This is a genomic window from Streptomyces canarius (genome assembly GCF_014650735.1).
Taxonomy (GTDB): domain Bacteria; phylum Actinomycetota; class Actinomycetes; order Streptomycetales; family Streptomycetaceae; genus Streptomyces; species Streptomyces olivaceoviridis.
Genome location: NZ_BMVN01000002.1, coordinates 46851 through 68553 on the forward strand (window position 1 = coordinate 46851; position 21703 = coordinate 68553).

The following is a 21703-nucleotide window of genomic DNA, read 5'->3' on the forward strand; positions in this document are numbered from 1 at the left end:
TCTACGGTGCTCCGCACGGCTCACTTCCCAGCACCCTCCGTCCCTCGTCTGCGAGGTGCCTATGAGCACGACCCCACCACCCCGGTCCGCGCCCTCCACCGACGTCCGCCCGGGACCGGCCGAACACGGCGCCGAGGACGGCGCGTTCGCCTGGCTGCGCGCCCTCGGCCCGCGCGGCCGGCGCGCGTTCGCCGGTGCTTTCGGCGGATATGCCCTGGATTCATACGACTACTTCACCCTGCCGCTGAGCATGGTGGCGCTTTCGGCGTACTTCGGCCTCAGCAGCGGCCAGACCGGCCTGTTCACCACCGTCACCTTGGTGGTCTCGGCGGTCGGCGGCGCCGCCGCCGGCGTGATCGCGGACCGGGTGGGCCGCGTCCGGGCCCTGATGATCACGGTGGTCACCTACGCCGTCTTCACCGTCGCCTGCGGCTTCGCGCCCACCTACGAGACCCTGCTGGTCTTCCGCGCCCTCCAGGGCCTCGGCTTCGGCGGCGAGTGGGCGGTCGGCGCGATCCTGGTCGCCGAGTACGCGAGCGCACGCCACCGGGGCCGTACGCTCGGCGCGATCCAGAGCTCCTGGGCGGTCGGCTGGGGACTGGCGGCGGTCGTCTACACGCTGGTGTTCTCCTTCGCCGGCGACGACCTCGCCTGGCGGGTGATGTTCTGGACCGGCGCGCTGCCGGCGCTGCTCGTGGTCTGGCTGCGCCGCTCGGTGCACGACGCCCCCACGGCGACGGCGGCCCGTGAACAGGACCCGCGCCGGGGCTCGTTCGCCGCGATCTTCCGTCCGGCCGGCCGGGACGGCGCCCCCGGCCTGCTGCGCACCACGGTCTTCGCGAGCCTCCTGTCCACGGGCGTGCAGGGCGGCTACTACACGCTGGCGACGTGGGTGCCGACGTACCTGAAGTCCGACCGCGGTCTGTCGGTCGTCGGCACCGGCGGCTATCTGGCCTTCCTGATCTCCGGCGCCTTCCTCGGCTACCTCACCGGCGGCCACCTCACCGACCGGCTCGGCCGGCGGAACAACATCTGGCTGTTCGCGCTGCTGTCGGCGGTGTGCATCCTGGCGTACGCGAACATCCCGCACGGCGCCAACACCCTGCTGCTGGTGCTCGGTTTCCCGCTCGGCTTCTGCATGTCGGCCATCTTCAGCGGCTTCGGCTCCTACTTGAGCGAGCTGTACCCGACGGCGGTACGCGGCACCGGGCAGGGCTTCACGTACAACACGGGCCGCGCGGTGGGTGCGGTGTTCCCGACGCTGGTGGGCTTCCTGGCGGACAGCTGGGGCGTCGGCGGGGCGCTGGTCTTCGGCGCGATCGGCTACGGCCTCGCCGCGCTGGCGCTGCTCGGGCTGCCGGAGACGCGCGGGAAGGAGCTGGCGTGACGCGGGTGAACCGTACCGGGGACCGGCCCGTCACCACCGTCGACGCGCACGCGCACGCGTGGAGCCCGCATACCGCGCGGGCCCGCTTCCGCGACGGCCTGGCCGGGCCGACCGCCGGGGTCGCGGCGGGCCACACACAGGCCAACCTGATCGCGGTGCCCGCCGACTGGGCCTACGACATGCTGCTGTTCTGCCAGCGCAACCCCAAGCCGTGCCCCGTGCTCGACGTCACGGACGCCGGTTCCCCGACGACCGTCCTCGCCGAGGGCGCCGACCTGCGCACCGACCTGCCGCGCTACCGGGTGTGGCGGGACGGCGAGCTGGTCGACGAACCCACGGACGCGCGCGCGTACTGGCGGGACGACCTGGTGTCGTTCCTGCTCGGGTGCAGCTTCACCTTCGAGTGGGCGCTGGCCCGCGCGGGCGTGCCGATCCGGCACGTCGAGCAGGGCCGGAACGTGCCGATGTACGTGACCAGCCGGGCCTGCCGGGAGGCGGGCCGGCTGCGCGGGCCGATGGTGGTCTCCATGCGGCCGGTGCCGCCCGAACATCTGGGCGCGGCGATCCGGGAGAGCAGCCTGCTGCCGGCCGTGCACGGCGGTCCGGTGCACTGCGGGGACCCGGCAGCCCTCGGCATCGAGGACCTCTCCCGGCCCGACTTCGGCGACCCGGTGACCGTCGCCGACGGCGACATCCCGGTGTTCTGGGCCTGCGGGGTGACCCCGCAGGCGGCCGTGATGGCGTCCCGGCCGCCGTTCGCGATCACCCACGCGCCGGGCCAGATGTTCCTGACCGACGCACGGGACGAGCAGTACCGGCTGGTCGGCGTCGACTGAGCCCGGTCGTACCGGAGCCCGAAACCGCGCACAAAAGAAGTCCACGAGAACCGGAGACGCGAGAACACCATGACCGCGATCGATCTGAACGCCGACCTGGGCGAGGGCTTCGGCCGCTGGCGGCTGACCGACGACGACCAGCTCCTGTCCGTCGTCACCAGCGCCAACGTGGCCTGCGGCTTCCACGCCGGGGACGCGGCCACCATGCGCCGGGTGTGCGAACGGGCGGCCGAGCGCGGGGTGACGATCGGCGCGCAGGTCTCCTACCGGGACCTGGCCGGTTTCGGGCGGCGCGCGATGGATGTGCCGCCCGTCGAGCTGGCGGCCGAAGTGGCCTACCAGATCGGCGCCCTGGAGGTGTTCGCGCGGGCCGCGGGCGCGCGCGTGGCGTACGTCAAACCGCACGGCGCCCTCTACAACCGGGTCGTGCACGACGAGGAGCAGGCCCGCGCGGTGATCGAGGGCGTGCGCCTCGCGGACGCCTCGCTGCCGGTACTGGGCCTGCCCGGCTCGCGGTTCCTGGAGCTGGCGGCCGAGGCGGGTCTGCCGGCCGTCACGGAGGCCTTCGCGGACCGCGCGTACACCGACGAGGGCACGCTCGTCCCGCGCGGCCACGAGGGTGCCGTGGTGACCGACCCGGACGACGTCGTGGAGCGCTCGGTGAGCCTCGCGCGCTCCGGTGCGGTCCTCGCACACTCCGGCGCGCGGATCCAGGTGCGCGCCCGGTCGCTGTGCCTGCACGGCGACACGCCGGGCGCGGTCGGCCTGGCCCGGCGGGTGCGGGAACGGCTGGTGGCGGCGGGCGTGCGGGTGGAGGCGTTCGCGTGAGGGCGCTTGCCGTCGGCAACGACGCGCTGCTCGTCGAGGTGGCCTCCGGGGAGGAGGCGCAGGCCCTGCACGCGGAACTGCTGCGGCGCCGCGCGGACGGCGCGCTCACCGTGCGCGAGATCGTCCCGGCGGCCCGTACGGTCCTGCTCGACGGGCTGGCCGAGCCGGCCCGCTGGGCGGCGGAACTGACCGGCACACGGGTGCCGGAGATGCCTGCCCACGCGCGCGAGCTGATCGAACTGCCCGTGCGGTACGACGGCCCGGACCTGGCGGCGGTCGCCGCGCACTGGCGGGTGCCGGAACGGGAGGTGGCCCGCGTGCACGCCGGCACCGAGTTCACGGTGGCCTTCTGCGGCTTCGTGCCCGGCTTCGGCTATCTCACCGGGCTCCCGGAGCGCTACCACGTCCCGCGCCGCGCCACCCCGCGCACGGCGGTTCCGGCCGGCGCCGTGGCCCTGGCCGGCCCGTACACCGGCGTCTACCCGCGCTCCTCGCCCGGCGGCTGGCAACTGATCGGCACGACGGACACGGTGCTGTGGGACCCGGCACGCGTCCCGGCGGCCCTGTTGGAGCCGGGCACGCGCGTACGGTTCGTGCCGGCGGAGGGCGCATGAGCGGGGGGCGGAGGGCCGCACCGGCAGGGGTACGCACCGGGGGAACAGGCGCACCGGCACGGGTACGCGCCGGTGAAGCAGCCGCACCGGTAGCGGTACGCACCCGGGAGACATGCGTGACCGGGCAGCGGACGGAAGCCCACGCGCGCGCGTGCCTCGCGCCGGCGGGACCCGTGACCTGGGAGGCCCCATGACCGACCGTGCGCTGGTCGTCGTGCGCGCAGGGGCACTGACCACCGTGCAGGACCGCGGGCGGCCGGGGTACGCGCACCTCGGCGTGCCCCGTTCCGGAGCGCTCGACCCGCTCGCCGCGGCGCTGGTGAACCGGCTCGTCGGCAATCCGCCGGACGCCGCCGTCCTGGAGACCACGCTCAACGGCTGTGCGCTGCGCCCGCGTTCGACGGTGACCGTCGCGGTCGGCGGTGCGCCCTGCCCGGTGGCGGTGGGCGGTCGCCCGGCCGCGTGGGGTGCCCCGGTCGTGGTTCCGGCGGGCGAACTGCTGGAAGTGGGCGCGGCCACGGCCGGCGTGCGCGCCTACGTCGCGGTCGGCGGCGGTGTCGCCGTGGAGCCGGTCCTCGGCAGCCGCGCCACCGACCTGCTGTCCGGCCTCGGTCCGGCACCGCTCACGGACGGCACGGTCCTGCCGCTGGGCGCCCCGGCCGGTCCTCCCGCGCGCGTGGACGGCGCGCCGCAGCCGTGTCCGCCGGCCGAGCTCGTGCTCCGGGTGACACCGGGCCCGCGCGACGACTGGTTCACGGCTCGGGCGGTCCGGGACGTCACCACGCGCGCGTACCGGGTCTCCGCGGCGAGCAACCGCATCGGCCTGCGCACCGAGGGGCCCGCGCTGGAGCGGGCCCGGACCGGTGAACTCCCCAGCGAGGGCATGGTTCTCGGCGCGGTCCAGGTTCCGCCGGACGGACGCCCGGTGGTCTTCCTCGCGGACCACCCGACCACCGGCGGCTACCCGGTGATCGCGGTGGTCCGCGCCGCCGACCTCCCGGCCGCCGCCCAGGCCCTCCCGGGCACCCCGGTCCGGTTCGTACCGGTGCGGCGCCGCTGAGCCGCTACGGCTGCGACGGCCGCGGCGGCCCGAGGCGCCTCGCCGGGCGCGACCGCCCCCGACTGCCGCGCGTTCGCCGGTGCCGGCGACGCTGGGCCTCCCCGCGGAAACAGCCCCACCGCCCCACCCGCCGAATGTCACCGAAAGCGGCTCGCCCCACCTCAACCGGCCGCAACGGCCCCGGCGGAGGCGGCCGTCCCGACGGCCCCCGTCGCCTCGGGGCCCACCACCTCGACCGTCCCCTCCGCCAGGACCGCCTCCCTCTCGTTGCCGCGCCACTGGGCCACTGCCTCCTCGGTGGAGGTCTCCGGCAGGGCCGCCAGGGCTGCCGACACCGCTGCCGACGCGCGGTGGTCCAGGCGGGCGCCGGTGCCCCGGGCACGGTGGCGCAGTTCGCCGGCGGCCAGGCACAGCAGCTGCGGCAGCAGGTCGTTGCAGCGGCGGAGCACCCAGCCGGTCCCCGCCGTGGCCAGCCACCACAGGCTCGCCGTGCGGGTCGGCGCGGGGAACTCCGGCTCGGGCGAGACAGGTTCCCCGGTCGCGCGGCCCGTCTCGGCGAGCAGGGCGTGGCAGCGGGCGGCGAACCGCCGGTGACCGCGCTCGCCGGGGTGCAGCCGGTCCGCGCTCCACAGGCTCCGGTCGCTGATCCAGCCGTCGTCAGCGGCGTGCAGGTGGACGGCGCCGTACCGCTCGGACAGCGCGTGGACGACCGCGTTGACCGCCCGTTGCCTGCGGGCCAGCGGGCGGGCCAGGGCGCCGGGGAGCCGAAGCATGGCGCCGGGGTCGGGCAGGCAGGCGGTGAGCAGGGTGGCGCCCTGCCGGGTGAAGGAGCCGTAGACCTGGTCGAGGTGGGCGGCCACGGCGTGGATGTCGAAGGTGCGGCGCAGCGTGTCGTTGACGCCGACGACCACGGACACCAGGTCGGGGCGCAGCTCCAGGGCGGCCGGCGTCTGCCTCTCCAGCACGTCCCGGGTCTGCGCCCCGCTGACCGCGAGGTTGGTGAACCGCACCCGCTCGCTGTCCTCGGCGAGGGAAGCGGCCAGCAGCGCGGCCCAGCCCCGCCATCCGGCACCGGCCGGGTCGCCCACGCCCTCGGTCAGCGAGTCCCCGAGCGCGACGAAGCGGACGCAGCCACTCCGCTGCGCCGCGGCACCGGCTCTCATGCCACGCCCTCCGGTACGGCGGGCCGGGCGTCGGCGTGGCGCAGCACCTCCGTGTCGTGGGCCGCCAGGAAGGCCTCAACGGCCGTTCCCCAGCCGAAGCACTCCGCACGCGCGCGTGCCGCTTCCCGCCGCTCGGGCTCGGCGCGGTCCAGCAGCAGTTCCACGGCGTCCGCGAACGCCTCTCCGCCGCCCGCCGCGGTGGCACCCGCCGACCCGATGACCTCGGGCAGCGCCGAGGACGCGCTCGCCACCACGGGCGTGCCGCACGCCATGGCCTCCAGCGCGGCCAGTCCGAAGGTCTCGGCGGGCCCGGGCGCGAGGCACACGTCGGCGGACGCCTGGAGCGCGCCGAGGGCCGTACGGTCGGCGACGTGCCCGAGGAAGGTCACGGGGAGCCCCCGGTCCCGCGCGCGCTGCTCCAGCCGGGCCCGCAGCGGCCCGTCCCCGGCCACCACGAGCACCGCCCGCCGTCCGCGCCGCAACAGCGCCTCCAGGGCGTCCAGCGCCGTGCCGGGGCGCTTCTCGACGGACAGCCGGGACGCCATCACGAGCAGCGCCTCGTCCCCGCGCGCGTAGCGGTCACGCAGCCCGGGGTCGCGCAGCGCGGGGTGCCGTTCCATCAGGTCGACCCCCAGGGGGGCGCGTACGACGTTGCGCGCGCCGATGCGTACGAACTCGCGCTCGGCGAACTCGGTGGTGCACACGACCCGCGAGTAGACGTGCGCGGTCCGGGTGTTGAGGGAGTCGGCGGCGCGCCGCGCCAGGTGCTCGGGCAGGCCCCAGGTGCGCAGCACGCCGTCGGCGGTCTCGTGGGAGACCATCACGGCGGGCACGCGCGCGCGGCGCGCCCAGCGGCCGGTCCAGCGCAGGGTGGTCCGGTCGGAGACCTCCAGGCGGTCCGGGGCCAGTTCCTCCAGGAGGGCGGCGACGCGCCGCTTGTCGGTGAGGACGCGGTAGCCGCCGGTGCCGGGCAGCGGCGGGCCGGGCAGGGTGATGACCCGGCCCTGCTCGGTGTCGCGGTCGGTGTGCCGTTCGCCGGGCACGATCAGAACCGGTTCGTGGCCCGCGGCCCGGAAGCCCTTGCCGAGTTCCCGCAGGGCGGTGCGCAGGCCGCCGGAGGCGGGGGCGACGAAGTTCGCGAGGCGCACGATGCGCAGGGACTGCCCGGTCATGCCGCCACCACCGTCTTCCGGTCCGCGAGGACGTCGTCGTAGTGCGCGATCAACTGGTCGCCGACGGCGGCCCAGGTACGGCCCTCGACCGTCGCGCGGGCGGTGGCGCCGTACGCGGCGCGCCGCGCGGGGTCGGCGGCCAGGGCGCGGACGGCCTCCTGTACGGCGGCGGCGTCGCGCGGCGGGACCAGCAGGCCGGTACGGCCGTGGTCGACCAGGTCGAGCGGGCCGCCTGCGGCCGGCGCCACGACCGGGACACCGCTGGCCATGGCCTCCTGGACGGTCTGGCAGAACGTCTCGAAGGGACCGGTGTGCACGAACAGGTCCAGCGAGGCGAAGATCCGGGCCAGTTCGTCGCCGGTGCGACGGCCGAGGAAGACGGCGCCGGGCAGGGCCTCGGTCAGGTGGGCCTGGCTGGGTCCGTCGCCGACGACCACGACCCGCACGCCGGCCAGCCCGCAGACTCCGGAGAGCAGTTCGACGTGCTTCTCCGGGGCGAGCCGGCCGACGTAGCCGACGATCAGTTCGCCGTTCGGTGCGAGTTCGCGGCGCAGCGCCTCGCTGCGGTGCTGTGGCCGGAAACGTGCGGTGTCCACGCCGCGCGGCCACAACCGTACCCGCGGTATGCCGTGTTCCTCCAGGTCGGACTGGGCCGCGCTGGAGGGAGCCAGGGTGCGGTCGGCGGCGCCGTGCACGGAGCGGATCCGCCGCCAGGCCGCGGCCTCCCCGGCACCCATGTAGGTACGGGCGTAGCCGGCCAGGTCGGTCTGGTAGACGGCGACGGAGGGGATGCCGAGCCGGGCGGCGGCCGCCATGCCGCGGACGCCGAGGACGAAGGGACTGGCCAGGTGGACCACGTCAGGGCGGTGCGCGACGAGGGCGGCGGCGAGGCGCCGGCTGGGGAGGGCGACGCGGACCTGCGGGTAGCCGGGGAGCGGGAGGGAGGGGATCCGGACGACCGGGCACGGGGCGTCCGTGTCCGGGCCGCTGCCGGGCGCGGGAGCGGGGGCGACGACGAGCGGGAGGTGACCGCGATCTACGAGGTGCCGGGCGGTCTGGAGCGCGCAGTGGGCCACGCCGTTCACATCGGGGGGAAAGGATTCGGTCACGATGACGACACGCATACGGGTGTTGTCGCCGCGCTGGACGTGCCCGCGTCAACTTCGATCTTTCGGCGCGGGGAACGTCCCATGAGCGTTGGACTGCGCACCCGAGCGGGTCAGACGGCCGTCATGGCCACCTGACCCGCGGGTCACCCGGTGTTCACCCGGCGGGCGCTCGTCCGCCGGGGCAGATGTACGGGTGGGGGCCGGCAGCCGCGCCTCAGCCGAGGCTCACGGCCGGTCCCGAGCGCTTCAGCCGAGGGTCGCGTCCGGTCCGAAGCGGCTGCGTACCGCGGTCTGCACCTCGTCCTCCTCGGCCGGATCGGCGGCCAGGCGGCGCAGGCGCTCCACGACCCGGGCGTCGCCGGTCTCGGCGTGCCGGGCGGCCAGTTCGCGGGTGGTCTCCTCGCAGTCCCACAGGCATTCGACGGCGAAGCCGGTGGCGAACGAGGGGTCGGTGGCGGCCAGCGCGCGGGCGGCACGGCCACGGAGATGGGAGGAGGCCGTCTCACGGTAGACATGGCGCAGGACGGGGGCGGCGCAGGCGATGCCGAGGCGTCCGGCGCCGTCGACGAGGGTCCACAGGGTGGGCGCGTCCGGCCCCTCGCCGCGCACGGCCTCGCGGAGGGCACCGAGGACGAGGTCGCGGTCCTGTGCGCCGCCGCGGCAGGCGAGCATGCGTCCGGCGGCGGCACCGAGCGCGTCGGGACGCTGGGCCCAGCCGCGCGCGCGGTCGACGGCGGCGATGCTGCGCATCCGTTCGAAGGCGTCGACGGCGGCCTCCACGACGGGCGCCGTCCCGTCGACGACGGCGGCCTCGATCAGGTCGAGCGCGTCACGGTCGTTGCTGTCGGCGAGGTAGCGCAGCGCGGTGCAGCGGGCTCCGTCGGTGCCGGTCCGGGCGGCCTGGAGGATCTCGGGCCGGTCCTCCGGGCCGGCCACGGCGACCAGGCAGCGGGCGGCGGGCACATGGAGGGCGGCGCCGCGCTCCATGCCCTGCTGGGCCCACTCGAAGACGGCGCGGACGCTCCAGTCGGGGCGCGGGCCGGTGGGCCGCATCTGCCGCTGCCAGCGGTCGAAACAGCCGGCCTCCTGGGCGGCACGCACCCGCGTGGCGATCGATGCGCGCGGATCCTCGGCCCACAGCCGCCAGGGCCGCGGCTCGAAGGCGTCGCGTACGGCGGCGGCCAGCTCGGCCTCGCCCTCGGGATCGGTGGCGAAGCGGGCCAGGACGGGGGCGGCGAGGGCGCGCAGGCCCGCGTCGTCGTCCCTGAGGGCCAGCTCGTCCAGGGCCCACGCCCAGTTGGAGCCGTGCGCGGCGTACCTGCGCAGCAGTGCCAGGGCGTCGCGCCTGCCGTAGGAGGCGAGGTGGCCGAGGACGGCAAGGGCCAGGCCGGTGCGGGACTCGTCCGTGTCGAGGACGTCCTCGGGGTCGAAGAGGTGTGCCTCCACGGCGTCCAGCTCGCCGTTCAGGTCGAGGAAGAGCCGGGCGTAGTACAGGGAGCGGTTCTCCACCTGCCAGTCGTGGCGGGGGTCGCGCAGCACACAGTGGTTCAGGGCCGCGAGCGCTTCGGCGCGCGGGGCCGTGAGCGCGTGCAGCGTGCCGTCACCACGGCCGCGCTGGAGCAGGCCGAGCAGCGTACCGCTGGGCGCTATGACCGGATCGAACATGGGAAACAGCCTCACATCAAGCGTCGACGCAACCGGGGAACACGCATTACCTGGCCGCGTGACACAACGTCGGAGCGCCCGCCGTCTCTTGCTTGCTGTAGACCATCTCTCTCTGCCTCTCGTCGGTGGCCCATGCGGACCGCATCACGGCCCGCGCGGTGCGGCAACACCTGCCCAGCCATCGCGTCCGTGAATCACGACGTCATGATGACCCGCGGTGTGTGCTGCCGCGACCGTATTTCCGGCGGCCCTGTACCGCCTCCCCCGTTTTCCGTGTCGTACCTGGTCAGCGCGTCGGCGTCAGTGGACGCCGAACAGTTCCAGAAGCTCTGTCTTGCCGAACATCCGGGCCGTGTCGACGGCCGACGGCGTGCCTGCGGAAGGATCGGCTCCGCCCTCCAGGAGGGCCTTGATGACGTCCGTCTCACCCTTGAAGACGGCACCCGCGAGCGGGGTCTGACCCCGGTCGTTGACCTGATCCGCCGACGCGCCGCGCGCGAGCAGCGCGCGCACCGCGTCGGCGTGACCGTGGTAGGCGGCGAGCATCACCAGGGAGTCGCCGCGGTCGTTGGTGAGGTTGGCCGGAACACCCGCGTCGACGTACGCCACGAGCGCCTCGGTCTGCCCCTGCCGGGCCAGATCGAAGATCTTGGTCGCCAGCTCCACGACCTCGGGGTCGGGAACTTCACTCATCGGCCGGACCGCCTCTCCATGCTGATTCGGGGACTGCTTCGTACGAGTGAATCGCCAGCGTACTGGCTCGCGTGGCACATGACCCGATCCGCCCGAGGTAAAGATCAGCAGCAGCGCCCGCCCAGGGCACCGCACCCACAACACGCCTGGTCAATCGCGTTCTGACGCACTCGTCCGAGTGAGGGAAATCCCCCGCTTTTCACCCAGTTGCACCTTTAATCGTATGGATACATCCTGTGATCCTGGAAGAACTCATGGTGACTGTCCCCCACCATCGACACCAGGAGGCCCCAAATGATCCTCTCGCTCTCAGGCGTGCTGCTGCTCGGCGTCGTCGTCTTCCTGTTCTTCCGCAAGGACGGACTGAAGGGCTCGCACGCCACGGTGTCGGCACTCTTCGGCTTCTACCTGTCGACCACAGGCATCGCCCCGAGCATCAAAGCCGGAGGAGAGAGCCTGGCCAGCCTCCTGGGCGGCATCAAGTTCTGACCCCTCCAGCCCCGCCCGCACGCACCATCAGGAGACAGCAGTGGCCCGGCGCCCCCTCCCCCGCATTCTGAGCAAGGACAGCGCCCAGATCGCCCGGACGCAGATCGCCCGGAGCAGGGAGCTGGCCCGGACGGCGGCCGACAGCGCCACCGACGTCCTCCAGCCGCTGATCACCGTGACGCGCGGGCTGCGTCTGCTGGCCTCGGCCGGCCGGCGCAGGTGGGCGGACACGCCCAAGGACAAGCGCGGGCCACTGCTGTTCTTCGCGGCTTCCATGGTCCTGATCGTGGCCCTGATGCCGTACGGGCCGCTGCTCGCCGTCATCGCGGTGATGGCGGCAGCGGCCTGGCACGGCCGCGACCGCACCCCGTCGGCGCCCGAAGGGCCCGACGAGTCCCAGACCCAACGGCTCCAGGCGCTCTACGAAGCCCTGGTGCCCTACTTCTCCAGCTCCAATGACCCGGCGCCGCTGTACGCGCACGGCGGGGAGTGGGAGAAGGCCTACGCGGCCCACGAGTTCGACGACGCCGGGCGCATCGGCCACCTCGTGATCCGCTACCCCGCCTACTTCCCGGACGGCGAGCCCGCGGCCCGCGCGCGGATCGAGCAGTTGCTCACCGCGAAGGCCGGGCGGAGCCGCGAGTACCACTTCGCGTGGGAAGAGGAGGGCAACCAGCTCACCGTCAACGCGCTCCCCCCGCTGCCCGCCGACATCCCCGCCCAGCGCTTCGTCACCGCGCCCGGCGAGACAGTCCTCGGCTTCACCGACCCCAGCGAGGTCCAGCGCACGCTCCCCCTGTCCTACGGGGAGGAACGGGTCGACGTGCCGCCGGTCGTCTGGCGCACCGGCATCCGCTCCACCGAGCCGCACCTGCTGGCCATGGGCCACCCCGGCAGCGGTACGTCCACCCTGTTGCGCTCCGTCGCCATCCAGGCCCTCCAGTACGGCGACGTGCTGATCGTCGACGGCGGCGGCACCGGCGAGTACGCCTGCCTGACCGGACGGGACGCCGTCCTGGCCGTGGAGTGCGCGCTGCCCGGGGCGCTGGCCAGCCTGGAGTGGGCCGCGCGGGAGACCGAGCGGCGGCTCATCGCGATCAACCTGGCGCGGCAGGCGGGCGACCCACCGCCCCCGGACACCCGGCGCCCGCTGTGGATCCTGGTGGACCGCCCGAGCGTCTTCGCGCACCTCGCCCTCGCGGACGGCCGCAAGGACCCGCAGACGCTGCTCCAGGTGCCGTTGCGGCACGGCCGCGCGGCGAACGTGACCGTGGTCGTGGCCGAGCAGTTCGACAGCGCGGAGGTGCTCGCCGACGCGGTACGGCAGCACACACGCGCGCGCGTCGTGCTCGGGTCCGCCGCGCCGGAGCAGGTGGAGGCGGTGCTGGGCGCGCCGCCGCACACGACGTCGATGGCGCACGTGCCGCCCGGGCGGGGGTACGCGCGGCTGGGGTCCGGTCCGGTGCACCGGCTTCAGGTTCCGCGGACGCCGGACCCGTACGACGACGCCACGAGTGACGCCGACCGGCAGGCGGTACTGGAACTGCTGCCGCCACGGACCACCGCCGTGGAGGAGGAGCCGCGAGTATCGAAACCGACGGCTCTCTCGAAACCGACCGATGTCTCGGAACCGACGGCGGGGAAGGCACCGGTCCCCGCGGAGGCTCTGGCGGCGGAGCCTTCGTAGCGCCCTGGCGGTAGCGGAACCACGCGGCCGGCGGGACTGCGGCTCCCCAGGGGCGCGGGAAACCGCGCGACCGGCCACGACGGTCCCGCAGCCGGACACGCGCCCGAGGCCCCCGAACCGCACATCCGAGCCCCCGAACCCGCCCCGCCTACGCCACGAACGTCCTCGGCGCCTCGCCCGCCCCCGTCGCCCCCGACTCCACCAGCCGAGCCGCGGCGGCGAGCCGTGCCGCCGCCTCGTCCGCCACCGCTCCCCCGACGGTGAACGGAAGCCGGACATAGCCCTCGAACGCGCCGTCGACGCCGAAGCGAGGACCGGACGGGACACGCACGCCCGTCCGTTCGCCCGCTTCCGCGAGGCGGGACCCGGAGAGACCGCCCGCGCGCACCCACAGGGTCAGGCCGCCCCGGGGCACCTCGAACTCCCAGCCGGGCAGTTCCCGGCCCAGCGCGGCCACCAGGGCGTCCCGGTTCTCCCGTGCCTGCGCCCGGCGCAGCTCGACCGCCTGCTCCCAGCCCCCGGTGCTGAAGAGCCAGTTCACGGCCAGCTGCTCCAGCACCGGCGTGCCCAGGTCGGCGTAGGCCCGCGCGGCGACCAGGCTGCGGATGACGTCCGGCGCCGCCCGCACCCAGCCGATCCGCATCCCCGCCCAGAACGCCTTGCTGGCCGAGCCGACCGTGATCACCGTGGAGCCGGCCGGGTCGAAGCCGCACACCGGGCGGGGCATGCCGCCGTCCCGGAAGTCCTCCTCCAGCCACAGCTCGCTCATCGTCTCGTCGGCGACGAGCACCGTGCCGGCCGAGCGGGCCGCGTCCACCAGCCGGCGCCGCTGGTCCTCGTCGGCGAGCGCCCCGGTGGGGTTGTGGAAGTCGGCGACCACGTAGGCGATCCGCGGCGCGGCCTCGCGCAACACCTGGCGCCAGCGGTCCAGGTCCCAGCCGGACAGGCCCTCGGCCATCGCGACGGGCACGAGCCGGGCGCCCGTCTCGCGCATCAGCTGGAGGATGTTGGCGTAGGACGGGGACTCCACGGCGATCCGCTCGCCCCGGCCCGCGAAGAGGTGGCAGATGGCGTCGATGGCGCCCATGGCACCGGTCGTCACCATGATCTGCTCCGGCATCGTGGGGATCCCGCGCGCGATGTACCGCTCGGCGATCATCGAGCGCAGCGCGGGCAGCCCGGCCGGGTAGTCGCCGTGGGTGTGGGCGTACGGCGGGAGTTCCTCCAGGGCACCCTGCACCGCCCGGGTGAGCCATGGCTCGGGCGCCGGGAGCGAGGCGCAGCCGAGGTCGATCACGGAACCGAGGGCCTCGGGCGGCAGGGGCTCCAGGCCGCGGGCGGGGATGGGGTTGCCGGCCGGTACGGCGGTCCAGCTGCCGGCGCCGCGCCGGGACTCCAGGAAGCCCTCGCCGCGCAGCGCCTCGTAGGCCGCCGCGACGGTGGTGCGGCTGACCGAGAGGGCCAGGGCCAGTTCGCGTTCCGCGGGCAGGCGCGCGGCCACCGGGACCCGGCCCTCCAGCACGAGCAGCCGGATGCCGTCGGCGAGGGCGCGGTAGGCGGGGGGACGGCGGGTGCCGGGACCGGCCGGGCGGTCCTGCTGCGAGTTGAGGAGCCGGGCGAGCTGCGCGGCCCCCACGGCTGAGGTCCACTGCGCCATGGAGATCAGTCCACCTTCCCCGAATTGGCCATGGATGACGATTCATCCCAAGCCACAGAGTGTCATGCGTCAGGCCACCGCCACCACCCAGGGGGATATGTCCATGTCCGCTCCCAGCCCATCCGCTTCCAGCCCATCCGCTCCCGGCCGCCACCTCGGACGGCGGCTGGTCCAGTTGTACGCGGGCCTCGCGCTGTACGGCGCGAGTTCCGCGCTGCTCGTGGCGGCCGGCCTGGGCCTGGAGCCGTGGAACGTGCTGCACCAGGGGCTCGCGGAGCTGACCGGGCTGAGCATCGGGGTGGTGTCGATCATCATGGGCGCGGCGGTACTGCTCCTGTGGATCCCGCTGCGCCAGCGCCCCGGGCTCGGCACGGTCTCCAACGTCTTCGTGGTCGGCCTCGCCTTGGACGGCACGCTCGCCCTGCTCCCGGACGCGCACTCCCTCACCGCCCGTGTCCCGCTGCTGGTCGCGGGGATCGTGCTGAACGGCGCGGCGACCGGCCTCTACATCGCGGCGCGCTTCGGACCGGGCCCGCGCGACGGGCTGATGACGGGGCTGCACCGGCGCACCGGCCGGTCGATCCGCCTGATGCGGACGACCGTGGAGGTCGCGGTGGTGGTCACCGGATTCGCCCTGGGCGGCACCATCGGGGTGGGCACCGTGCTCTACGCCGTGTCCATCGGACCGCTGGCGCAGGCCTTCCTGCGGGTGTTCGCCGTCCCGTCGGCATCGGCGGGCAGCACGGTCGTTGCCGCGGCGACACCCGGGCGCGCGATACTGCGACCGTGAGCCCCACGACACCGCGCCCGCGCCACCCGTTCCTGGACCACCCGGGGCCGATCGCCTTCGCCCACCGGGGCGGGGCGGCCGACGGCCTGGAGAACACCGTGGCCCAGTTCCGGCGCGCGGTGGAGCTGGGCTACCGGTACATCGAGACGGATGTGCACGCCACGGCGGACGGCCGGCTGGTCGCCTTCCACGACACGACCCTGGACCGGGTCACCGACGGCGCGGGCCGGATCGCCGACCTGCCGTGGGCGGACGTGCGCCGCGCGCGCGTGGGCGGCCGTGAACCGGTGCCGCTGTTCGAGGAACTGCTGGAGACCTTCCCCGAGGTGCGCTGGAACGTCGACGTCAAGGCGGAGCCCGCGCTGCGGCCCCTGCTGGAGCTGATCGACGGAGCGGACGCCTGGGACCGGGTCTGCGTGGGCTCCTTCTCCGAGGCGCGCGTGCTGCGGGCCCAGCGGCTGGCGGGGCCGCGGCTGGCCACCTCCTTCGGCACGCGCGGGGTGCTGAGCCTGCGGCTGCGCTCGTGGGGGCTGCCGGCCGCGGTGCGCCGGTCGGCCGTGGCCGCGCAGGTACCGGAGGCCCAGTCGGGCGTGCCCGTCGTCGACCACCGCTTCGTCCGCGCCGCCCACGCGCTCGGGCTCCAGGTGCACGTGTGGACGATCAACGAACCGGAACGGATGCACCGGCTCCTGGACCTGGGGGTTGATGGCATCATGACCGATCACATCGACACGTTGCGCAAGGTGATGGAGGACCGCGGCGTCTGGCTCTGACCACCCGGCCGCCTCGGTCCGGCCTTCGCGGTCGAGCGGGGAAGCGAGGGCACGGGTGAGCACCGGCACCGCGCGGGCGGAGGCGGCGGACGAGTCCGCCGGCCTCGGGCGCGAGCAGCGCGGCTGGTACGTCTACGACTGGGCGTGCTCCGTCTATTCGACGAGCGTGCTCACCGTCTTCCTCGGCCCGTACCTCACCTCGGTCGCCGAGCACGCGGCGGACGCCGACGGCTATGTGCACCCGCTGGGCGTCCCGGTCCGGGCCGGCTCCTTCTTCGCGTACCCGGTGTCCCTGTCGGTGATCCTGGCCGTCGTCGTGATGCCCCTGGCGGGCAGCGCGGCCGACCGCACGGGCCGCAAGAAGCCGCTGCTCGCGGCGGCGGCGTACACCGGCGCGGCGGCGACCACCGGGATGTTCTTCCTGGACGGCGACCGGTATCTGCTCGGCGGGGTGCTGCTCGTCGTGGCCAACGCGGCGCAGTCCGTCGGGATGATGCTCTACAACTCCTATCTGCCGCAGATCGCGCCGCCCGAGCAGCGCGACGCGGTCTCCTCCCGTGGCTGGGCCTTCGGCTACGCGGCGGGTTCACTCGTCCTCGTCGCCAACCTGGTGCTGTACTCGGCGCACGACTCCTTCGGCCTCTCCGAGACCGCCACCGTCCGCGTCTGCCTGGCCTCGGCGGGCCTGTGGTGGGGCGCCTTCACGCTCGTACCACTGCGCAGGCTGCGCGACCGCCCGCGCGCGTGGGCCGGGCCACACCAGGGCCGCGGCAGCTGGCCGCGACGGTCCGGGACATGCGCCGGCACCCGCTGACCCTGGCGTTCCTGCTCGCGTACCTCGTCTACAACGACGGCATCCAGACAGTGATCACGCAGGCCTCGGTCTACGGCTCCGAGGAGCTGGGTCTCGGCCAGTCGACGCTGATCGGGGCGGTCCTGCTGGTGCAGGTGCCGGCCGTGGCGGGGGCACTGGCGATGGGGCGGCCGGCGCGGAGGTACGGCGCGCAGCGGACGATCCTCGGCTCGCTGGTGGCGTGGACGCTCACGCTGGCGGCCGGCTGGTTCCTGCCCGCGGGGGCGCCGGTGTGGTTCTTCGTGCCGGCCGCCGGGATCGGCCTGGTCCTCGGTGGCAGCCAGGCGCTGTCCCGGTCGCTGTTCTCCCATCTGGTGCCGCCGGGCAAGGAGGCCGAGTACTTCTCGGCGTACGAGATGAGCGACCGCGGGATGAGCCGGCTCGGGCCGCTGCTGTTCGGCGTGACCTACCAGCTGACCGGCAGCTACCGGTCGGCGATCGTCTCGCTGGTGGCCTTCTTCGTCCTCGGCTTCGTCCTGCTCGCGCGGGTCCCGGTGCGGCGTGCGATCGGTGAGGCGGGGAACCCGGTTCCGGAAAAGATCTAGCGCCGATTTAGCACTCGACATGAAAGGGCGGTAGTGTACGCGTTTGGCCTGCCAGGCGTACCGTTACTGCGCGTCAAAGATGCCGAAACGCTGGGTGACATCTGCTAGCAGATGTGACAAACCGGGCGCCTGTGGGTAGAACAAGGGGCGGCTACGACGGCGACGCATGACCCGGAACGGGACTCGGAACGGGAATCTTTACCGCCGACCGGACGTTGACCGGATGACGACGACAGCGACACCTGTCCTGTGGGCGACAAGCCCGGGAGGCACGATTCATGAGTGAGCGAGCTCTTCGCGGTACGCGCCTCGTGGTGACCAGCTACGAGACGGACCGCGGTATCGACCTGGCCCCGCGCCAGGCCGTGGAGTACGCATGCGAGAAGGGGCATCGCTTCGAGATGCCCTTCTCGGTCGAGGCGGAGATCCCGCCGGAGTGGGAGTGCAAGGTCTGTGGTGCCCAGGCACTCCTCGTGGACGGCGACGGCCCTGAGGAGAAGAAGGCCAAGCCCGCGCGTACCCATTGGGACATGCTGATGGAGCGACGCACCCGCGAGGAACTCGAAGAGGTCCTTGAGGAGCGTCTGGCGGTGCTGCGCTCGGGGGCGATGAACATCGCGGTCCACCCCAGGGACAGCCGCAAGAGCGCATAACGCGCACACAGCGCAACGACCGCGGGCGCCGTACGTGAAGACGTACGGCGCCCGCGGTCGTTCTCCGTGCTCGTGCGGGACGCTCAGCGAGTGAGCGGGGGCCGGTACTCCCCCGGCTCGGGCCGGTCCTCCCTGATGACCTCGCCCTGCACCACCTTGCCGTCGGGCCGGTGGATGCGGACCTGCTGGAACGCGTCACCCAGGCTGCCCGGGGCGGCCTTGCGCAGACTCCGTTCCAGCGCGTTCTCCGCGAGGCGGCCCACCGCCTTCTGAACCGGCGGGAGCAGCAGGAGCAGGCCCGCCGCGTCCGAGACCAGGCCGGGGATCATCAGCAGCAGACCGCCGAGCATCATCAGGCCGTTGCCACCGCCGCGCGCCGGTGAGCCGCCCTGCCGCATCGCCTCGTTCAGACTCCGGAAGGCGCGACGGCCCGCCCGCTTGATGACCACGGACCCCGCCACGAGGCCCACGACCAGCAGCAGGAACACCGTGAGGCCGCCCGCCGCGCCCACGACCAGGGTCAGCAGCCAGATCTCCAGCACCAGCCACGCGGCGAGGCCCAGCGGCAGATACCTGCGCAGCCGGGAGCGCCGGCGGCGGGCGGTGTACGGAGAGGTCGGAGCGCCAGTCGTCATGGTCCCAGTGTGCCTGGGCACGGCTCAGCGCGGGATAAGGGGGTGATCGGCCAGGGCGCGAACCGGCCGGCCGGCCGGGGCCGCGGACCCGGCGCTACGCCTGCTTGTCCCTGCCGGTGAGCTTGCCCAGGCGGTCCCCGACGCCCCAGGAGGTGACCCGCCACAGGGCCTCGACCACGATGTCCCTGCTCATCTTGGAGTCGCCCAGTGCCCGCTCGACGAAGGTGATGGGGACCTCGACGACGTGGTAGCCGGCCTTCACCGCGCGGCGCGCGAGGTCGACCTGGAAGCAGTAGCCCTGCGAGGCGACCTCGCCGAGGCCGAGCCCCTCCAGCGTCTCGCGGCGGAAGGCCCGGAAGCCGCCGGTCACGTCCCGGATCGGCACGTCGAGCATGATCCGCGAGTACGTGGAGCCTCCCCGCGAGAGGAACTCCCGGGACTTCGGCCAGTTCACCACCCGGCCGCCGGGCACCCAGCGGGAACCGAGGACCAGGTCGGCGCCCTTGAGGGCGGTGAGCAGCCGGGGCAGTTCCTCGGGCTGGTGGGAGCCGTCGGCGTCCATCTCGATCAGCACGCCGTAGTCCCGCTCCAGGCCCCAGCGGAAGCCCGCGAGGTAGGCGGCCCCGAGGCCCTCCTTGCCCTTGCGGTGCAGCACATGGACGCGCTCGTCCTCGGCGGCCAGTTCGTCGGCGAGCTTGCCGGTGCCGTCGGGGCTGTTGTCGTCCGCGATCAGTACGTGCGCCTCGGGGACGGCCTTGCGCACCCGGCCGACGATGGTCTTGATGTTCTCCGCCTCGTTGTAGGTCGGAATGATCACCAAGGCCGTGCCGAGCGGGCCGAACTGCCTCCCCTGGGCCTTGGCCGCGAGGGTCCCGTCGCCGTCGTTCACTGCTGCCCCTTCATGTCGTACGCAGGGGTCCACCATAGTGGCCGCCGTCTGGGAAGACGTGACAGCGCGTTCGTATGGTGGTGTCGGTTCCGCAAGAGCGGGGTAAGAAGGTTCTTTTCGGTACCTTCCCACCACGTACCGAACACCTTCGTACCGCGACGGATGGGGGCCCGGCGCCCTTCGGTCCGACCCGGGACCCGCTGGCTGCGGGTCGACCGGAAGCCGTTGTCTACTGAGCGCCCGGGCCCCACCCGGGTCACACCTGGCCGACCCGCGGGAACGTTCCCCTCGTCGGCGCGGGCGCTGAGCCTGGCTCCCAGTGACGGTGCTCCGGTGCGGCACACCGTCCCTGACCCAGCGGCGCTGCGACGAGTCGGCCGAACGTCCCCCGGTCGGGCGTCCGGTGGTGGACTCGGACGAACCTACCGGCCCCTGGCCGCCGACTGTCAACAGCCCTGTGAACTGCGCGGACGGCACCGGTGGCCCGGCCGGTGGGGAGGATGCGCAGGTCGGGCGGCGGGGTCCCGGCGGCCCGGGGCGGCCCGGGCCACCCCGGGAGATCACTCGCCCGGCCGTACGAACACCGTCCGCCCGCCGACCACGGTCCGCAGGCAGACCGGCAGGTCACGGCCCGGGGTGAGGTCGGGCAGGCCGGGCGTGCCGGAGCGCGGATCGGTGGACCAGCGGGCGACCCGGTCGTCGGGGGCCTGCACGATCAGCTCGTCGGTCCGCCAGACGGCGTAGTCGGCGGGGGCGCCTGGGACCAGAACACCCGCGTCGTCGCGGCCGACGGCCCGCCAGCCGCCGCGCGTGTGCGCGGTGAAGGCGGCGCGGACGGAGATCCGGTGCTCGGGCGTGCGGTGGAAGGCCGCGGCACGGACCGTGCCCCACGGGTCGAGCGGGGTGACCGGGCTGTCGGAGCCGAACGCGAGCGGTACACCGGCGCGGAGCAGGGCGGCGAACGGGTTGAGGGTGCGGGCCCGCTCCGCCCCCAGGCGCCGGGCGTACATGCCGTCCTCGCCGCCCCACAGCGCGTCGAAGGCGGGCTGGACGGAGGCGATCAGGCCCAGCTCGGCGAAGCCGGCGACGGTGTCGGGGGTGAGCATCTCGGCGTGCTCGACGCGGTGCCGGGCGGCGCGGATCCGGGCGAGGCCCACCTTCTCGGCGGCGGCGCGCACGCCCTGCACCACGGCGGCCACGGCGGCGTCGCCGATGGCGTGGAAGCCGGCCTGGAGGCCCGCCTCGGTGCAGGCCGCGACGTGGGCGGCGACGGCGGCGGCGTCCAGGTAGGCGGTGCCGCTGTGGCCGGCGTCGGCGTACGGCTCGTGCAGACAGGCGGTGTGCGAGCCGAGGGCGCCGTCGGCGAAGAGGTCGCCCGCGGCGCCGGTGGCACCCAGCTCGCGGGCCTTCGCGGTGTCCTCTTCCGCCCAGTAGCCCACGACACGGGGGCCCGGCACCTCGGCGGCGAGCCGCAGCAGGCCGGTGAAGTCGTCCTCGGAGGAGATCCGCGGGCCGCCGCACTCGTGCACGGTGCCGATGCCGAGGGAGGCCGCGTGCGCCAGGGCGGTGCGCTGGGCCTCGGCGCGCTGGGCGGGGGTGATGGCGGCGAGGGCGGCCTCGCGGACGGCGTGGTGGGTGTCCTTGGTGAGCGGGGCGTCCTCGCGCGGGACGTCGGCGGGGACCAGGTCCAGCAGGGCGGTGCTGACCACCGCCGAGTGCACGTCGATGCGGGACAGGTACAGCGGGCGTCCGCCGGTGGCCTCGTCCAGCTCCGCGCGGGTCGGCGGCCGGCCGCCGGGCCAGCGGGCGGCGTCCCAGCCGTGGCCCAGCAGGACCCGGTCGTCGGGGCGGGCGGCGGCGAACTCGCGGACACGGGCGAGGGCGGCCTCCAGGGAGGGGGCGCCGGACAGGTCGAGACCGGTCAGGGCGAGGCCGGTCGCGGTGGTGTGCACATGGGCGTCGGTGAAGGCGGGGGTGACCAGGGCGCCGTCGAGGTCGACCACCTCGTCCACGCCGTCGGCGAAGGCGTCGGCCGCGCCCTCGGAGCCGACCCAGGCGACGTGGCCCGCCTCGACGACCATCGCCGTCGCGAAGGGGTCCGCGGGGCTGTGGACCTCGCCACGGCGGAGCAGGACGGTCTCGGGGGGCTCGGCGGTGCGGTTGCTCATGGCCGACAGTTTCTCCCGGCGCCGGGCGGGAGCCGCA

General features: G+C 74.3%; 19 protein-coding genes and 1 pseudogene. 11 read left to right on the forward strand and 9 right to left on the reverse strand.

Annotated features, from left to right (window positions below):
* Positions 1-61 precede the first annotated feature (61 nt).
* The 5 genes from IE294_RS02640 (at position 62) to IE294_RS02660 (ending at position 4725) form a co-directional block, all read left to right on the forward strand.
* Positions 62-1387, forward strand: coding sequence for an MFS transporter (locus tag IE294_RS02640; protein WP_189881894.1), 1326 nt, complete (start codon positions 62-64; stop codon positions 1385-1387).
* 5 nt (positions 1388-1392) lie between these two features.
* On the forward strand, positions 1393-2223 hold the full coding sequence (locus IE294_RS02645) for a putative hydro-lyase (RefSeq protein ID WP_189882521.1): 831 nt from the start codon (positions 1393-1395) through the stop codon (positions 2221-2223).
* A 69-nt stretch (positions 2224-2292) separates the two neighbouring features.
* Positions 2293-3051: a LamB/YcsF family protein gene (locus IE294_RS02650; RefSeq protein ID WP_189881896.1), complete on the forward strand. Its 759-nt coding sequence runs from the start codon at positions 2293-2295 to the stop codon at positions 3049-3051.
* Positions 3048-3665: a 5-oxoprolinase subunit PxpB gene (gene pxpB / locus IE294_RS02655; protein ID WP_189881898.1), complete on the forward strand. Its 618-nt coding sequence runs from the start codon at positions 3048-3050 to the stop codon at positions 3663-3665. Before IE294_RS02650 ends, pxpB begins: the two co-directional genes overlap by 4 nt.
* A gap of 190 nt (positions 3666-3855) precedes the next feature.
* On the forward strand, positions 3856-4725 hold the full coding sequence (locus IE294_RS02660; protein WP_189881900.1) for a 5-oxoprolinase subunit C family protein: 870 nt from the start codon (positions 3856-3858) through the stop codon (positions 4723-4725).
* A 161-nt stretch (positions 4726-4886) separates the two neighbouring features.
* Here IE294_RS02660 and IE294_RS02665 read toward each other — a convergent pair whose 3' ends face one another.
* The 5 genes from IE294_RS02665 to IE294_RS02685 form a co-directional block, all read right to left on the reverse strand.
* The gene (locus tag IE294_RS02665; RefSeq protein WP_229917005.1) at positions 4887-5888 is read right to left on the reverse strand and encodes an SGNH/GDSL hydrolase family protein; all 1002 of its coding nucleotides are present in this window, start codon (positions 5886-5888) and stop codon (positions 4887-4889) included.
* Entirely contained in the window at positions 5885-7060 is a 1176-nt protein-coding gene (locus IE294_RS02670) for a glycosyltransferase (protein WP_189881902.1), read from the reverse strand. The genes IE294_RS02665 and IE294_RS02670 overlap by 4 nt, the downstream gene beginning before the upstream one ends.
* Positions 7057-8184: a glycosyltransferase family 4 protein gene (locus tag IE294_RS02675; RefSeq protein ID WP_189881904.1), complete on the reverse strand. Its 1128-nt coding sequence runs from the start codon at positions 8182-8184 to the stop codon at positions 7057-7059. Before IE294_RS02675 ends, IE294_RS02670 begins: the two co-directional genes overlap by 4 nt.
* Before the next feature lie 231 nt (positions 8185-8415).
* Positions 8416-9834, reverse strand: coding sequence for a HEAT repeat domain-containing protein (locus tag IE294_RS02680; protein WP_189881906.1), 1419 nt, complete (start codon positions 9832-9834; stop codon positions 8416-8418).
* 300 nt (positions 9835-10134) lie between these two features.
* Positions 10135-10527: an ankyrin repeat domain-containing protein gene (locus IE294_RS02685; RefSeq protein WP_189881908.1), complete on the reverse strand. Its 393-nt coding sequence runs from the start codon at positions 10525-10527 to the stop codon at positions 10135-10137.
* A 294-nt stretch (positions 10528-10821) separates the two neighbouring features.
* Here IE294_RS02685 and IE294_RS02690 point away from each other — a divergent pair, with 294 nt between their 5' ends.
* On the forward strand, positions 10822-11016 hold the full coding sequence (locus IE294_RS02690) for a hypothetical protein (RefSeq protein WP_014671463.1): 195 nt from the start codon (positions 10822-10824) through the stop codon (positions 11014-11016).
* Positions 11017-11056: 40 nt separating this feature from the next.
* Positions 11057-12703 carry a hypothetical protein gene (locus IE294_RS02695; RefSeq protein ID WP_189881910.1) on the forward strand — a complete coding sequence of 549 codons (1647 nt, stop codon included), beginning with the start codon at positions 11057-11059 and terminating at the stop codon, positions 12701-12703.
* 148 nt (positions 12704-12851) lie between these two features.
* Here the strand turns inward: IE294_RS02695 and IE294_RS02700 are convergent, their stop codons facing one another.
* Positions 12852-14360, reverse strand: coding sequence for an SCO1417 family PLP biosynthesis transcription factor (locus IE294_RS02700; RefSeq protein WP_189881912.1), 1509 nt, complete (start codon positions 14358-14360; stop codon positions 12852-12854).
* Between the two features lie 103 nt (positions 14361-14463).
* On the opposite strand from IE294_RS02700, the gene yczE reads away from it, so the two are divergent.
* The 4 genes and pseudogenes from yczE to IE294_RS02720 all read left to right on the forward strand — a co-directional run bounded on the left by yczE (position 14464) and on the right by IE294_RS02720 (position 17974).
* Positions 14464-15150, forward strand: a complete 687-nt coding sequence (gene yczE / locus IE294_RS02705) for a membrane protein YczE (protein ID WP_189881913.1) — start codon at positions 14464-14466, stop codon at positions 15148-15150.
* Positions 15147-15923, forward strand: a complete 777-nt coding sequence (locus IE294_RS02710) for a glycerophosphodiester phosphodiesterase family protein (RefSeq protein WP_189881916.1) — start codon at positions 15147-15149, stop codon at positions 15921-15923. Before yczE ends, IE294_RS02710 begins: the two co-directional genes overlap by 4 nt.
* Positions 15924-15978: 55 nt before the next feature.
* Positions 15979-17321 (forward strand): annotated as a pseudogene (locus IE294_RS02715) (MFS transporter).
* 278 nt (positions 17322-17599) lie between these two features.
* Positions 17600-17974: an RNA polymerase-binding protein RbpA gene (locus IE294_RS02720; RefSeq protein WP_003977404.1), complete on the forward strand. Its 375-nt coding sequence runs from the start codon at positions 17600-17602 to the stop codon at positions 17972-17974.
* Between the two features lie 83 nt (positions 17975-18057).
* Here IE294_RS02720 and fxsA read toward each other — a convergent pair whose 3' ends face one another.
* From fxsA to IE294_RS02735, 3 genes are all read right to left on the reverse strand, one after another.
* Positions 18058-18609: an FxsA family membrane protein gene (gene fxsA, locus IE294_RS02725; RefSeq protein ID WP_189881918.1), complete on the reverse strand. Its 552-nt coding sequence runs from the start codon at positions 18607-18609 to the stop codon at positions 18058-18060.
* A gap of 94 nt (positions 18610-18703) precedes the next feature.
* Positions 18704-19498 (reverse strand): polyprenol monophosphomannose synthase, encoded by a 795-nt coding sequence (locus IE294_RS02730; protein ID WP_189881920.1) that lies wholly within the window; start codon positions 19496-19498, stop codon positions 18704-18706.
* A gap of 560 nt (positions 19499-20058) precedes the next feature.
* Positions 20059-21666, reverse strand: a complete 1608-nt coding sequence (locus IE294_RS02735) for an amidohydrolase (protein ID WP_189881922.1) — start codon at positions 21664-21666, stop codon at positions 20059-20061.
* Positions 21667-21703 lie beyond the last annotated feature (37 nt).